A 15076-nucleotide genomic window follows, 5' to 3' on the forward strand; every position below is an offset into this window, starting at 1 on the left:
GGGTCAGTGGCTCCGGCTGCTACTTCTTGTTGCCGAAGTTGATGTTGTTCGCCGAGGGGGCGGCGGTGCTCCGGCTGTTGAGCTCCTCGAGCTGGGACTCGAGGAAGGTCTTCAGGCGGGTGCGGTACTCCCGCTCGTAGGTACGCAGCTCGTCGATGCGTCCCTCGAGGGTCGTCTGCTGCTTCTTGATGGTCGCCATGATCTCGGTGTGCTTGCGCTCGGCGTCCTGCTCCAGGGAAGTGGCCTTCTCCTGGGCGGCCCGGACCTGGGCCTCGGACTGGGCGGTCGCATCGGCGAGGAGGGTGTCCGCCTTCTGGCGGGCGTCGCCGACCAGTGTGTCGGACTGCTGACGGGCATCGGCCAGGAGCTTCTCGGAGGTCTGCTTGGCCTCGGCGAGCTGCTTCTCGGACCGCTGCTTGGCATCAGCCAGCTGGGACTGCGAGGTGCTGTTGGCGGAGTCGAGGGTCTTCTCCGCCTCGGAACGCGCCTCGGAGAGCATGGACTGCGCCTCCTGCTTCGCGTCCCCGGTGAGACGGTCGGCCATCTCCTGGGCCAGGGACAGGACGCGGGCGGCCTGCATGTGGGTCTCGGCGGAGGCGGTGCCGTCGCCGGCGGGCGCAGCGGCTGCGACCTGCTGGGTCGTGGCAGCCTGCTCGCCCTGCGCGGAAGCCTTCTGGGCGTCCGCCGCGGCGCGCTCTGCCTTGGTGGCCCGCTCCTCGGCGGCCCGGGCAGCGGTCTGCGCGTTCTTGAGCTGAAGCTCCAGGTCCTTGACCCGTGCCTCGGCACGGGTCCGGCCCTCTTCCGCGGACTGCGCAGCGGCGGTCGCACGCTCGAGTTCCTCGGGATCGGTGGCGGATGCGGCAGCGGCGGCGCCGGTAGCCTCAGCGGCCGGTGCGGCAGAGGCACCGGACTCGAGCTGGGAGCGGAGCTCCTCCTTCTCGTCCTCAAGCTCGGCGAGCGTGTCCTCAACGAGATCGAGGAACTGGTCGACCTCGTCCTCGTTGTAGCCACGCTTGCCGATCGGCGGCTTGCTGAAGGCCACGTTATGAACGTCAGCGGGAGTCAACGGCATCGGTAGTTCCCTTCACAGTCGGTGTATCAGGTTCAGATCCTAGCAGGCACCGCAGACAAGAGTCTGAAGTTCAACCTCAAGTGCAATCTATCAGCAAAATTATAGAGCAACTTCAACCCCACTAGCAACAGAGGCCCCATAAGAACCCGTGAGGACCCCTCGAAATTGAAGAAGCCGCCGTCTCGCCCGGACCCACATTCCAGGGAAGACGACGACTTCGGTCACTACACACGACATCTCCGCGAACTCAGGGCCACGAAGACATGTCCAGTGTAGCTGGGCCGGGAAAGAGACACAACGGATATTGCGATATTAGTTTCCCGGTCACGCCATACCGTTGGCCACGGAGATCAGGATCGTGACCAGAATAGACAACCCGAAGAAGAGCACCAGGATCGAGACATCCAGTGCCACACCTCCGAACCGGACCGGCGGAATGAGCTTCCGCAGCGGCTTCACGGCGACGTCCGTAAGTACGAACATCGGTTCCGCGACCAGCGCAAACCCGCGCGACGGGGACCACCGGCGGGAAAAGGACCGGATCATCTCGATGATCACCCGGCCCAGCAGAATGAACCAGTAGACGCGCAGGACGAGAGCGACGATGTAGAGCGCAGTAGCCACAGTCGGTTACCGCTCCCCGGAGAGCCGGGACTCGAGAGTGTCCTTCTGCTCCAGGTTCAGACGGACCCCCTCGGGCAGCAGAGCGAAGTTCCGGGAACCGCCGATCTTCTCGACCTTGCCGTCGCGGCCGGCCGCGAGTCCGCCGATGTAGGCGAGGAACTGGAGCCCCTCGGCCTTGTCGAGGTCGCTGAGGTTGAAGCCCACGATGTCGCCCCGGCGGTACTCCGGGGTGACCTTGTTCACGTCCCGGTACTCACAGACCTCGACGATGACGAGTTCGGGAGTGTGTGCCGGGACCGCGGCAGGTTCGACGACGGCGGGTCGACCTGGCACGCGGTCACGGTCGCCGAGACCGGCGCCGGGACGCGCACTCTCCGGACGGCCGTAGCGGCTGTGCTCCCGGGCGGGGGTGGGATCGGCGTGCCGGCCCGACGTGGCCCCGTAGCGGTCTTCAGGCTCCGGACGACGGTCGTCGCGTCGGTGCTCACGACGGTCATCGTCCTGGAAGTCGTCGAACTCGTCCCGGGGGTAGTCCCGGTCGTCGAAGCTGTCGATGGCACCGAAGCCGAAGAAGCCCTTGGTCTTCTCGATGAATCCCTCTGCCATGGTCTCACTCACTTTCGTCGCTCGTCGTTCTCTGGTCCAAAGGTACCGGTGTCAGGGCATCCAGACCACTGAAGCCTGCCGTCCCGTGGTCCCTTCTCTCCGGTAGGAGAAGAAGTTCTGCTCCGAGACCGTGCTGCGCGGGTCTGCGTCAATGGACCGGACACCGAGCCCCAGCAGCTGCCGGGTGATCCCGGCCCTGATGTCGAGACCCGGGGTACCCACCCTGGTGGTGGTCCGGGATCCGGGGAGACGGGATTCCACGTCGGCCGCCATGGCCTCGGGAACCTCGTAGTCCTCCCCCGCCGCCGCAGCACCGAGCAGGGCGTGGATCCGGGCCGGGGAAGCCCCGAGTTCCACCATCGCGTCCACGGCCTTCCGGACGATGCCGTTGCGCGCACCGGTCCGGCCGGCGTGCACCGCGGCAACCACACCCGCCTCCTCGTCGGAGAGCAGGACGGGTACACAGTCGGCGGTGAGGACGACCAGGGCCACTCCGGGCAGCGTGGTGACCAGTGCGTCGGTCACCTCCACCGGGTTGCCGTCGAGACTGTCGAGCAGCTCAGCGGTCACCTCGGTGACGTTCGGGGAATGAACCTGCTCCATGTAGACCATCCGGTCGGCAGGGACATCCAGCAGGGACGCCAGGCGCGCACGGTTGGCGGCGACGGCGGTCGGGTCGTCCCCGACATGGTGACCGAGGTTGAAGCTGCCGTAGACGCCCTCGGAGGCGCCGCCGGTGCGGTCGGTGACGACCTTACGGACCCTGCGGTCCTTTCGGCCGTCCCCCACCGACTCAGAAGAAGTCGGGGAGATCAAGGTCATCCTCCGCTTCCTCGCGACGGCGGGAGCCCCGACCGTTGCGGGCCGCTCCCTCGTGCGGAGTGAACAGACCGTCGTTCTCGCGCTGCTGGCGGGACTGGGCCGCCGCACGCTGGGGACGGTCCGGCGCGGCGTCCTGACCGAAGATCCCCTGACGGGACTCGGACTCACGGGACGGGGCCGGACGGTAGGCGGGCTGCTCGGCGGCCGGAACCTGGGCGGGCTGCTCGGCGGGCTGCACCGGGTCCACCGGCTCCGGGGCGCGGTGCTGACCGCGGCCCGGCAGGGCGTTGACGTTGGCGGAGTCGTCGAAACCGGTGGCGATGACGGTCACACGCACCTCGTCACCCAGGGAGTCGTCGACGATGGTTCCGAAGATGATGTTGGCGTCCTCGTCGGCGAGCTCCTCAACCAGGGAGGCCGCCTCGTTGACCTCGAACAGACCGAGGTCGCCGCCGCCGGCGAAGGACAGCAGGACGCCGGTCGCGCCCTCCATGGTGGCCTCCAGCAGCGGGGAATTGATCGCCGCCTGGGCGGCCTCCTTGGCGCGGTTGTCGCCACGGGCGACACCGACACCCATGAGGGCGGAACCGGCGTCCGTCATGACGGAGCGGACGTCGGCGAAGTCGACGTTGATCATGCCCGGAGTGGTGATCAGCTTGGTGATGCCCTCGACACCGGAGTGCAGGACCTCATCGGCCAGACGGAAGGCCTCCATGAGCTGCAGCGAAGCATCGCTGGCCTTCAGCAGGCTGTCGTTCGGGATGACGATGAGGGTGTCACAGACGTCCTTGAGCTGGTCGATGCCCTCCAGTGCCTGCTTGGCACGCTTGCGACCCTCGAAGCCGAAGGGTCGGGTGACGATGCCGACGGTCAGCGCGCCCTGCTTCTTGGCGATCTGGGCGACCACGGGAGCAGCGCCCGTACCGGTTCCGCCACCCTCACCGCAGGTCACGAAGACCATGTCCGAGCCTTCGAGCATCTCCTCGATCTGGTCCCGGCTGTCCTCGGCCGCGGCGCGGCCGACCTCCGGGTTCGCACCGGCGCCGAGGCCACGGGTCTTCTCCCGTCCGATGTCGAGTTTGGAGTCCGCGTCGGTGAACATCAGTGCCTGCGCATCGGTGTTGATCGCCACGAACTCCACCCCCTGAAGGTTCGCCTCGATCATCCGGTTGACGGCGTTCACGCCGCCGCCGCCCACACCGACCACGGTGATCTTGGCGATGTGGTTGTCAAAGTCGCTCATGTTGCGTGTTCTCCCTGTGCTGATCTGCTGCTGTTCAGGCCCTCGCTCGTGGAACCCATCTTGGGGGACACGGCGGAGAATTGCCGGAACATTTTCTGTGGCGTGTCGTATCCCTCAACTCAAGGTTGAGGGTTGTGAGGCTTTTCTCAGTCCCGGACGGACGGCTGTGCCGGATTCGAGACATTCCAGTGCGCGCCCTCGCGGGTGAGCACGATGCGCGTCGCCTCCGCTTTCTCGTCCGCGCGGTCGGAGGTTCCCCAGAAGACCTCCCGGTCGTCCCCGAACTTCAGGCTGACGCTGTCGGACGCGGGAGCATCGATCTCGGTGACACCTGCCCGGAACCCCGGGTCCATGTGGTCCAGGGCGAGGAGAACCTCCGCGGCGGCGGTGACCGCGTCCTGGTCGGTGGACGAGACCCGCATCGGGGTCGCTCCCTCAGGCTGTGCGTCGCGGAGGAACTGGCGTCCCCCGGAGTCGACGACAACCGGCGTACCACCGTCATCGAGGACGCCGACCGCGGTGTGCTCGGTGACGGTGATCTTCACCGTCGACGGCCAGGAGCGTGAGACCGTGACCGTGTCCACCCAGGGCAGCGTGGAGACGGCGGAGGCGGCCGAGCCGGTGTCCACACCGGCCATCCTGTCACCGTCGTCGATGCCCGAGGCGTCCTGTACAGAGGCACTGTCCTGGTTGACGGCGCCGTCGACCTGGACCTTCTTGACGGTGAGCAGCTGGCTGACCAGCACCAGGCCGATCACCACGACCACGACCGCTGCCACAGTGGGCAGCAGCCAGCGCGGACGCGGCTTCCTGTCACGGGTCCTCCTGCTCGTGCGCGCCACGGGGATCAGGCCTCCCCACCCAGTCGCCGGAGGATCTCGTCGGCGAGCATGGTGACCGTGCCGGCACCGACGGTGAGCACGACATCACCGGGGCGGGCGACCTCTGCCACCCGCTCCGGCACATCGCTGAAGCGCTCCTCGTAGACCACCGGAACCGTCATCCGGTCGGTGATGATCCGGGAGGTCACGCCTTCGACGGGGTCCTCGCGGGCTCCGTAGATGTCGAGCACCACGGCGGTGTCCGCCAGGGACAGGGACTCGGCGAACTCTTCGGCGAAGGTGATGGTGCGGGAGTAGAGGTGGGGCTGGAAGACAGCGATGACGCGTCCCGCCACGCCGTCGGCGGCGGCGCGGGCGGCGACCTTGTCGCGGGCGGCCGAGAGCACGGCCCGGACCTCGGTCGGGTGGTGGGCGTAGTCGTCGTAGACCTCGACTCCCCCGGCGGTGCCGTGGTACTCGAAGCGGCGGCGGACCCCGTCGAAGGCGGCGACGCCGTCGATCACCTCGTCAAGATCGGAGCCGACCAGTCCCCCGGCCAGCACGGCGGCGGTGGCGTTGAGGAGCATGTGTCGGCCCGGTGTGCGCACGGTGACGGTGCGGGTGGTGTCGTCACCGGACCCGCCGGCCCCGGGGAACCGGACAGCAGCCTGCGAACCACCGTCGGGCGTCGTGCCGGCGTCCACGATCAACGCGCCGACCGGCACTGTCGGGTGTGCCTCGAAGGCGGCCGCGGTGCCGTAACCCAGCACCCGGGTGCCCTCGGCCAGTTCAACCTCACCGGCGACGACGCGCTCGGCGAGCTCCGCCGCGCCCGGGTCGTCGACGCAGGTCACGAGGAAACCACCGGGGACGACGCGGCCGGCGAAGGCGCCGAAGACCTCGTGGTAGGCCTCCTCGGTGCCGTAGAAGTCCAGGTGGTCGGCCTCGATGTTGGTGACCACCGCAACCGTCGGCGAGTAGGACAGGAAGGATCCGTCGGACTCGTCGGCCTCGGCGACGAACACGTCACCGGTGCCGTGGTGGGCGTTGGTGCCGGCCCGGTTGAGCTGACCGCCGATGGCGAAGGAGGGGTCCATGCCCGCGGCCTGCAGACCCACCACGGCCATCGAGGTCGTCGAGGTCTTGCCGTGCGTGCCGGAGAGCAGGACCGCACGCCGGTCGGCCATGAGCAGGGCGAGGACGTCGCTGCGACGCAGCAGCGGGATGCCCTGTTCTGCGGCCGCGACGAGTTCCGGATTGTCGTGCGGGATGGCGGCGAAGGAGATGACGACGGCGTCGGGCAGTTCTCCCCCGGAGGTGAGGTTCGCGGCGTCGTGGCCGACCGCGATCTGTGCCCCGGCGGCGCGGAGCGCGAGCACGACCCGGGACTCCTTCATGTCGGAACCGCTCACGGCGATGCCGCGGTCGAGCAGGATGCGGGCGATACCGGACATGCCGGCGCCGCCGATACCGACCATGTGCACCCGGTGCAGCTGGTCGATGGAGGTGATGGGGTTCGCGTTCATGGTCTACTTCCTGCGTGCAGTCTCGATGACGACGGTGGCGATACGGTCGGCGGCGTCCCGGTGCCCGGCACCTCGGGCAGCCTCACCCGCAGCCGCGAGGCGCTCGGCGTCACGCAGCAGCGGGACGACCTCACGGGCGACCCGGCCCGGGTCGAGCTCGGCGTCCTTGACGATGACGCCACCCCCGGCCTCCACGACCGGGCGTGCGTTGAGCTCCTGCTCACCGTTGCCGTGCGGTAGCGGGACGTACACCGCGGGCAGGCCGCACGAGGAGATCTCGGCGACCGTCATCGCCCCCGACCGGCAGAGCACCATGTCCGCGGCGGTCAGGGCGAGGTCCATCCGGTCGATGTAGGGCACGGCCACGTAGGCCGGGGCACCGTCGACCTGGTCGACGTGGACACTGTTCTTACGGCCGTAGGCGTGGAGGACGCCGATCCCGGCGTCTCCGAGGGTGCGGGCTGCACCGCTGACGGCGTCGTTGATGGACGCCGCCCCCTGGCTGCCGCCGGTGACCAGGAGGACCGGCGCATCAGGGTCGAGGCCGAAGAACTCGCGGGCCTGGCCACGCAGTGCTGCGCGGTCGAGTTCCAGCAGTGACTGCCGGACGGGGATGCCGACGACCTCGGCACCCTTGAGCCCGGAACCCTTCACCGCCTCGAGCACGCGGGCGCCGAGCCTGGCACCGAGCCGGTTGGCCATACCGGTGCGGGCATTCGCCTCATGGACGACCGTGGGGACCTTCGCCCACTTCGCGGCGAGGTAGGCCGGCCCGGAGACATAGCCACCGAATCCGATGACGACATCGGCGTCGAGGTCCTTGAGGACGCGACGGGTCCGGTTCAGCGCACCGACGAGGCGGAACGGGAAGGTGAAGAGGTCCTTGTTGATCTTGCGGGGCACCGGGACCGCCGGGATCAGGGAGAGGTCCACTCCGCGCTCCGGGACGAGCCTGGTCTCGAGTCCGCGTTCCGTGCCCAGCGCGGTCACCCGGATACCGGGCTGCGCCTTACGCAGTGCCTCGGCGACGGCGAGCGCCGGCTCGATATGTCCGGCCGTCCCTCCACCTGCGAGAACTACGGACAGGGGCCGGGCGGACTGGGATGAATCGTTCACGGACGGTGATGCCTCCTGGGCTCATCGGTGCGGTACTGACGTTGCTGGCGGGACCGGGTACGGTCGACGCGCTCCGGAGTATCACGGTACCCTGTCCGGTCGCTCCGGTGGCGGGTGTCCCGACGGTCGCCGAGATCCCCGGACCGGGAGGCGGACCGGTGGGTCACCGGTTCACCGTAACGGCGTGCCTGCGGACGCACCCGGTCGCGGTGCTCCGCACCGGAGGTGTGCGTTGCCGGCTCCGGCAGCAGCAGGACGCGGTCGAACCAGGGGCGTCCCTCATGTTGCATCGAGGAGACGGTCTCGGGTTCGTGCCTGGCGCAGTTGGCGAGCAGACCCAGGGTCGCCAGCGTGATGACCGCAGAGGTACCACCGGCAGAGATCAGCGGCAGCTGCACACCGGTGACCGGGAGCAGACCGCAGACATAGCCGATGTTGTAGAAGGCCTGGCCGACGACGCCGGCGGTGAGGGTGGCGGAGAGCAGCCGGAGGAAGGGGTCGGTCTGCTTCGTGGCGGTACGGATACCGAACCAGCCGAGGATCGTGAACAGGATGATCACGGCGGCGGCGCCGAGGATGCCCAACTCCTCACCGATGATGGCGAAGACGAAGTCGTTGGTCGCCTCCGGCAGGTAGTTCCACTTCGCACGGGACTGTCCGGGGCCCACGCCGAGGAAACCACCGTCAGACAGTGAGTAGAGGCCCTGGCGCGCCTGGTAGGCGGCAGCCTGGCCGGCTTCGTCGTCGAAGTTGAGGCGGACGGCGTTGAACCAGGTGCTGATGCGGTCGGACCGGTAGCTCATCGCGGTGATGGCGAGGGCACCGACCACGGTGATGATGCCGACCGCCACACCGAAGGCCCGGGTGGCCACACCACTGAACAGCAGCAGTGCGAGCACGACCAGTGCGAGGGAGAACATCATGCCGAGGTCGCGCTGCAGCAGGACGAGAGCGAGGATGCCGAAGGAGACCAGGATGAACGGGCCGAGGCCGTTCCTGATGTCCGGGTTCCGTCGGGTGTGCAGCGACACCGCGGCGGCACCCCACACCGACAGAGCGAGCTTCGCGATCTCGGAGGGCTGGAAGGACAGCGGTCCCAGGGCGATCCAGGACCGCGAACCGATGTCGTCACCGACACCGATGACGAGCACCAGGAGAAGAAGAGCTACGGCCACGAACAGGAATCCCGGAGCCCAGGCCCGCAGCTTGGCAGGTCTGATCCGCAGCGCGCCCCACATCACCGCCAGGCCGACGAGGACGATCACCGCCTGCCGGAGGAACTGGGAGAAGACACTGCCGCTGCCGTCGGTACCGCGGGAGGTGACCATCGAGGCGGACAGGGAGATCATGAGTCCGAGCGCGACGAGGATGCCGGTGACCAGGATGATCACCTTGTAGTCGAGCTGCGGGGAGTCCAGCAGCCGACGCCACTTCTCCTGCAGTCCCTTCCACGGGGACGCGTCGGCGGGCGTCTTCTGCCGGGGGCGGCGCGGGGCGGACGGCCTCTGTGTCGTACGGTCACTCATCTGCGTCCCGTCCTCACTTCAGTGTCGACTCGCGTGCGTATTCGGCGAACAGGTCGCCACGTCGGGACATGCCAGGGTACATGTCGAGGGAGGCCGCGGCGGGAGCCAGAACGACCGTGTCGCCCGGGTCCGCGGCGGCCCGGGCGGCGGCGACGACCTCGGCCATCGCGGCCTCCGGGTCGGTGGAGTCCACCACGGTCACCGGGACGTCCGGGGCGGTGGACGCCAGCTCATCGGCGAGGATCTGACGGTCCACACCGAGCAGAACCGCTGCCTTGAGGGCAGGGGCGACGGCGGCGACGAGGCCGTCGACGGCCGCTCCCTTGAGCTGTCCACCGGCGACCCAGACAACATCGCTGAGTCCGCGCAGCGCAGCCTCGGCGGCGTGGGGGTTGGTGGCCTTGGAGTTATCCACCCAGTCCACGCCGTCGGTGGTGGCGACGACCTGGCCGCGGTGGGCGGCGACGGTGAATCCGGCGAGCGCTCGGGCCACGGCATCCGGTGAGACATCGACGGCCCGGGCCAGTGCCGCTGCGGCGGTGGCATCGGCCACCCCCGCCGGGCCCGCCGGGGAGATCCCGGTGGCCGGAGCGAGCGTCGTGACTGTCCCGGTGACGGCGTCGAGTTCGACGATCTGTCCGTCGCGCACGCCGGTGACGACGGACGCGCCGGTGGTGTCGTCCGCTGGATCACCGAGGGTCACGGCGCGGTGCGGGCCGGTGAGGACACCGGTGTCACGGACACTGTCGAGCACTGCGGCATCGTCGAGCGCCAGCACCGGCACTGTTCCGGTCAGGACGCGCGCTTTGTCGGCGGCGTAGTTCGCGAAGGAGCCGTGCCAGTCGAGGTGGTCGTCGGCGAGGTTGAGGACGCAGCCTGCGTCAGGTGCGAAATGCGGCGCCCAGTGCAGCTGGAAACTGGAGACCTCGGCGGCGAGCACGTCGATCCGCGGGTCGGCGAGCAGGGCGTCCCCGGGAGGGGTGCCGATGTTGCCGACGGCGGTGACAGCGCGACCGTCGGCACCGAGCACTGCGGCGAGCATGGCCGTGGTGGTGGTCTTGCCGTTGGTGCCGGTCACGGCGAGCCAGGTGCGCGGTTCCCCGAAGAGGCCGGCGCGGTCGGCGAGCCACGCGGCGTCGATGTCGCCGATCACCGGTACACCGCGGCGTGCAGCGGCGAGGAGCAGTGGCGAGTCCGGACGCCATCCCGGTGAGGTGATCAGGAGGTCGGCCTCACCCAGGGCGTCCTGCGCGTCGCTGACGGTCACGGCGACCGCACCGGTCTGCGCCGCGAGCTCCCGGCCGCGGTCGGTGTTGTCGTCCGCGAGGGTCACGGTGCAACCCAGCGGGGCAAGCATCCGGGCGACACCGGCGCCGGCCACGCCCGCTCCTGCGACGAGGACACGGCCGGACGAGAGTGCTTCGGTAATGGTCACGGTGAGTCTCTCCTAGAGGCCTGCGCCACGGAGCCATTCGCTGTAGAACAGCGCGACACCGCCCATGGCGAAGAGTGCGGACAGCAGCCAGAACCGGACGACGACCGTGGTCTCCGCCCAGCCCCCCTGCTCGAAGTGGTGGTGGAAGGGCGCCATACGGAATACGCGGCGTCCGGTGGTCTTGAACGAGCCGACCTGGATCACGACGCTGGCGGCCTCCATGACGAAGAGGAAGGCGACGACGATCATCAGCAGTTCAGTGCGGGAGGTGATGGACAGACCGGCGACAAGTCCGCCGAGTGCCAGGGAGCCGGTGTCGCCCATGAAGATCTTGGCCGGGGCGGCGTTCCACCACAGGAAGCCGAGGCAGCCACCGAGGCCGGCACCGGCGAGCATCGCCAGGTCCAGCGGGTCGCGCACCTGGTAGCAGCTCACGGCGGCGTCCGCGGAGCAGGAGTTGCGGAACTGCCAGAAGGTCATCACCACGTAGGCGGCGAGCACGATGCCGGAGACACCGGCGGCCAGACCGTCGAGACCGTCGGTGAGGTTCACCGCGTTCGACCAGGCGGAGATGACGATGTAGATGAAGACGAGGAAGATGATGGTGCCGATCACCGCGCCACCGACCTTGAGGTCGAAGGTGTTGATGTCACGGATGAACGACAGCTTCGTCGACGCCGGGGTGAGGTCGTGCGAGTTCGGGAACTGCAGGATCAGGATGCCGAAGACGATGGCGATGATGAGCTGCAGGGCGAGCTTCGCCCGGGCGTTCAGGCCGAGGTTCCGTCCCATGACCAGCTTGATGTAGTCGTCGGCGAACCCGACGCCGCCGAGGGCGAGGGTGAGCCCGAGGACGAGCCAGCCGGAGGCGCCGGGGCCGGTGCCGTTGGTCGCCAGGCCGACGATGACGGCGACGATGTACCCGACGGTGATACCGACGAGGATGGCGATGCCGCCCATGGTCGGGGTACCGCGCTTGCGCAGGTGGGACTTCGGTCCTTCCTCACGGATCTCCTGCCCGATGCCCTCGGCGGAGAACCGCTTGATGAGGACCGGGGTGAGGAAGATGGCGACGAAGAACGATACTGCCGCTGCGACGATGATCTGCATCATGGGATGTGCTGGTTTACCTTGCCTGGGAGGAATTGGAGACAGCGGCGTGGAGGCGTTCGGCCACGCGCCACAGTCCGTCAGAATAAGACGCCTTGACGAGCACGACGTCGCCGGGGTGGGTGGGCGCGCCGGTGAGCAGGTTCACTGCGCCGTCGACATCGTCGACCTGCCGGGTCCGGATCCCGTTGTCCTCGCCGGCGGCGGCCAGGGCATCCTGGTTGACGCCGTGTCCGACGACGATGAGCCGGTCGATACCCCGCTCAGCAAGGTAGGCGCCGATGCCGGTGTGTTCGCCGACGGCGTCCTCCCCAAGCTCCGCCATCTGGCCGAGGACGGCCCAGGACTCCGTGCCGGTCCGGGTCGACGCGGCGTGTGCCAGGGCGTCGATCCCGGCCCGCATCGAATCCGGGTTGGCGTTGTAGGAGTCGTTGATCACGGTGAGACCGTCGGGACGGGTCCGGACGTCCATGCGGTTGGCGCTGGCGGCGGTGTACCCGGTGAGTGCCGACGCCACCTCCGACGGGGCCAGACCGCACTCGATGGCGGCCGCCGCGGCAGCGAGGGCGTTGGCGACATTGTGCGCGCCGAAGACGCCGAGGCTGACCTTCACCGGCTCACCCTCCGGGTGGTGCAGGAGGAAGGACGCCCGGGCGACCTCGTCGAGGGTGATGTCCGAGGCCCGGTAGTCGGCGGTGCCGTCCGCGCCCTGGTCGGCCGAGTAGTACACGACCCGCGCTGCAGTGCGCGGCGCCATCCCGGAGACCAGGTCGTCGTCGGCGTTGAGCACCGCCACGCCACCCTCGGCGGCCGGGGGCAGAGCCTCGACCAGTTCACCCTTGGCCTGCGCGATGCCCTCGCGGGAACCGAACTCGCCGAGGTGGGCGGTACCGACGTTGAGGACCACACCGATCCGCGGCGGGGCGATACGTGCCAGGTGGGCGATGTGTCCCTGTCCACGGGCCGACATCTCGGCGACGAGGTACTTCGTCGTCCGACCGGCCTTGAGCACGGTGTACGGGTGACCGATCTCGTTGTTGAGGCTGCCGGGCGGGGCGATGGTCTCGCCGTCGCGGGAGAACACCGCACCGAGCAGGTCCTTGGTCGAGGTCTTGCCGGCTGAGCCGGTGACCCCGATGACGGTCAGACGGTTCTCCGCGACGAGCACCTCGGTGCTGTGTCGGGCGAGCCGGGACACCGCGGTGATGACCCGCTCTCCCAGCCCGTCGGGGTCGTTGTCGAGGTAGGACGCGTTACGCTGCGTCCCCTGCTCTTCCTCGACCGCCGGGCAGAGCAGTTCGGGCAGTGCGGTGGGCCGGCCGGCCATGACAAGGGCCGCCCCTGCTTCCAGGGCGGGGCCGACGAAGTCGTGCCCGTCGACACGGGCGCCGGGCAGAGCCATGTAGACACTGCCGGCGGTGACGCGGCGGGAGTCGAACTCCACCGGTCCGGTCACCACCGTGTCCGGGTCGGCACCGTCGACCAGGGTGCCGCCGGTGATGTCGGCGATCTCTCCTGCGGTCAGTTCGATCATGCTTCAGAGTCCTTGGTGTCGGAATGTACGTCGAGTGCGGCGAGTGCGTCCGCGAGTTCCACCCTGTCGTCGAAGTCGACGACGGTGTCCCCGATGATCTGTCCGGATTCGTGGCCCTTGCCTGCCACGACGACGACATCACCGGAGCGGGCCCAGCCGACCGCGTCCCGGATAGCCTCGGCGCGGTCGCCGATCTCCCGGATCTCGGGCGACACACCGTCGGTGCGCTGTGCCGCAGCATCCCCGGCACCGGCCAGGACGGCGGCGCGGATGGTCGCGGGGTCCTCGTCACGCGGATTGTCGTCGGTGACGATGACGAGGTCGGCGACGGCGGCCGCCGCGGCACCCATCTTCGGACGCTTCTCATGGTCACGGTTGCCACCGGCACCCAGCACTACGCCGAGTCGGCCGCGTGTGGCGCCGTTCCCGCCGGCGGCGGCGCGGTCGAGCTGGCCGTTGAGGGTGTCCAGCACTGCGGTGACGGCACCGGGCTTGTGGGCGTAGTCCACCAGGGCGAGGAAATCGACCGCGGTCTGTGGGGAGGAGCCGGAGATCTTCTCCATGCGGCCCGGGACGCTGACCTCGGCCAGCTCGTCGGCGATGGAGGCGTCCTCCCCGGCGGCCACGAGGGTGGCCAGGGCGAGAGTGGCGTTGGCGACGTTGAAGGCGCCCGGGATCGACAGGTCGTACTCCACCTGTCCGTCCGCACGGTCCACGGTGACGTGCTGGGTGCCGTCGGGGTGGACGGCGACGTCGCTGACCTGCCAGGTCGCGGCCTCCCCATCGGTGGAGACGGTGACGGTGGCGTCCCCGGTACGCCCCGCGAGGCGCCGGCCCCACTCGTCGTCGACGCAGACGACGGGGACCGGAAGTTTACCGGCGGGGTCCTGCGGCTCGGTGAACAGCATGGACTTCGCGTCGAAGTAGTCCTCCATCGTCGGATGGAAGTCGAGGTGGTCCTGGGAGAGGTTGGTGAACCCGGCGACGTCGAAGTCGACGCCGCGGACCCGGCCGAGGACCAGGGCGTGGGAGGAGACCTCCATGACCACGTGGGTCACGCCCTCGTCCCTCATCCGGGCGAAGAGCGCCTGGAGCGTCGGCGCCTCGGGGGTGGTCAGTGAGGTCGGGATCTTCCGGCCGTCGATCCTGGTCCCGGTGGTGCCGATGAGTCCGACGTGGCGGTGCCCCAGCAGGGCACGCTCCATCATGTAGGTCGTGGTCGTCTTGCCGCTGGTACCGGTGACGCCGATGACGGTCATGTCCCGCGAGGGATGACCGTGGATCTCCGCGGCGACGGGACCGAGCCACTGCCGGCAGTCGTCGACCACGAGGGCAGTGCCCTGCCAGGACCCGTCCACGAGGACGCCGAGCCCCTCCTCGTCGGTGAGCACACTGTGTCCGGCGGACTGACCGGCGAACCGGGCTCCGTGGGCACGGGTGCCCGGCACCGCCATGAACAGGCCGTCGGCAGGGACGTCGCGGGCGTCGATGTCGGCGGTCGCGACGGTCTGCTGCCCCTGCTCGGCGCTCGCCACGCCCGCTGCAGTGCCGGCCACGTCGACGAGGCGCCCGCCCGTCAGCTCCGCGAGCTGGGCGAGCGTGGGACGGGTCGGACGTGACGGGCTTGTCTGACTGGTCACG

13 protein-coding genes are annotated in these 15076 nt (G+C 69.0%); all 13 read right to left on the reverse strand.

Annotation, left to right across the window (positions count from 1 at the left end; genetic code table 11):
- Positions 1 to 19: 19 nt before the first annotated feature.
- The gene (locus tag CVA01_RS04825; protein ID WP_141329049.1) at positions 20 to 1072 is read right to left on the reverse strand and encodes a polarized growth protein Scy-related protein; all 1053 of its coding nucleotides are present in this window, start codon (positions 1070 to 1072) and stop codon (positions 20 to 22) included.
- 324 nt (positions 1073 to 1396) lie between these two features.
- Complete coding sequence (locus CVA01_RS04830; RefSeq protein ID WP_014009710.1) at positions 1397 to 1696, reverse strand: YggT family protein; 300 nt, start codon at positions 1694 to 1696, stop codon at positions 1397 to 1399.
- A 6-nt stretch (positions 1697 to 1702) separates the two neighbouring features.
- Complete coding sequence (locus CVA01_RS04835) at positions 1703 to 2302, reverse strand: cell division protein SepF (protein WP_141329051.1); 600 nt, start codon at positions 2300 to 2302, stop codon at positions 1703 to 1705.
- 51 nt (positions 2303 to 2353) lie between these two features.
- Positions 2354 to 3124, reverse strand: a complete 771-nt coding sequence (pgeF, locus tag CVA01_RS04840; RefSeq protein WP_052302482.1) for a peptidoglycan editing factor PgeF — start codon at positions 3122 to 3124, stop codon at positions 2354 to 2356.
- On the reverse strand, positions 3096 to 4367 hold the full coding sequence (gene ftsZ / locus CVA01_RS04845; RefSeq protein ID WP_141329054.1) for a cell division protein FtsZ: 1272 nt from the start codon (positions 4365 to 4367) through the stop codon (positions 3096 to 3098). Before ftsZ ends, pgeF begins: the two co-directional genes overlap by 29 nt.
- 146 nt (positions 4368 to 4513) lie before the next feature.
- Positions 4514 to 5209, reverse strand: coding sequence for a cell division protein FtsQ/DivIB (locus CVA01_RS04850; protein WP_141329056.1), 696 nt, complete (start codon positions 5207 to 5209; stop codon positions 4514 to 4516).
- A gap of 5 nt (positions 5210 to 5214) precedes the next feature.
- Complete coding sequence (murC, locus tag CVA01_RS04855; RefSeq protein WP_073883556.1) at positions 5215 to 6714, reverse strand: UDP-N-acetylmuramate--L-alanine ligase; 1500 nt, start codon at positions 6712 to 6714, stop codon at positions 5215 to 5217.
- 3 nt (positions 6715 to 6717) lie between these two features.
- Positions 6718 to 7830 carry an undecaprenyldiphospho-muramoylpentapeptide beta-N-acetylglucosaminyltransferase gene (gene murG, locus CVA01_RS04860; protein WP_141329059.1) on the reverse strand — a complete coding sequence of 371 codons (1113 nt, stop codon included), beginning with the start codon at positions 7828 to 7830 and terminating at the stop codon, positions 6718 to 6720.
- On the reverse strand, positions 7827 to 9356 hold the full coding sequence (locus tag CVA01_RS04865; RefSeq protein WP_141329061.1) for an FtsW/RodA/SpoVE family cell cycle protein: 1530 nt from the start codon (positions 9354 to 9356) through the stop codon (positions 7827 to 7829). The genes murG and CVA01_RS04865 overlap by 4 nt, the downstream gene beginning before the upstream one ends.
- Before the next feature lie 13 nt (positions 9357 to 9369).
- The gene (gene murD, locus CVA01_RS04870; protein WP_141329063.1) at positions 9370 to 10791 is read right to left on the reverse strand and encodes a UDP-N-acetylmuramoyl-L-alanine--D-glutamate ligase; all 1422 of its coding nucleotides are present in this window, start codon (positions 10789 to 10791) and stop codon (positions 9370 to 9372) included.
- Positions 10792 to 10803: 12 nt separating this feature from the next.
- The gene (gene mraY, locus CVA01_RS04875; protein ID WP_141329065.1) at positions 10804 to 11904 is read right to left on the reverse strand and encodes a phospho-N-acetylmuramoyl-pentapeptide-transferase; all 1101 of its coding nucleotides are present in this window, start codon (positions 11902 to 11904) and stop codon (positions 10804 to 10806) included.
- Positions 11905 to 11917: 13 nt separating this feature from the next.
- Positions 11918 to 13435, reverse strand: a complete 1518-nt coding sequence (locus tag CVA01_RS04880; RefSeq protein ID WP_041629936.1) for a UDP-N-acetylmuramoyl-tripeptide--D-alanyl-D-alanine ligase — start codon at positions 13433 to 13435, stop codon at positions 11918 to 11920.
- The gene (locus CVA01_RS04885; protein WP_141329067.1) at positions 13432 to 15075 is read right to left on the reverse strand and encodes a UDP-N-acetylmuramoyl-L-alanyl-D-glutamate--2,6-diaminopimelate ligase; all 1644 of its coding nucleotides are present in this window, start codon (positions 15073 to 15075) and stop codon (positions 13432 to 13434) included. Before CVA01_RS04885 ends, CVA01_RS04880 begins: the two co-directional genes overlap by 4 nt.
- Position 15076: the final 1 nt, after the last annotated feature.

The sequence above is a fragment of the Corynebacterium variabile genome, from assembly GCF_006539825.1.
In the GTDB taxonomy this organism is placed as follows: Bacteria; Actinomycetota; Actinomycetes; order Mycobacteriales; family Mycobacteriaceae; genus Corynebacterium; species Corynebacterium variabile.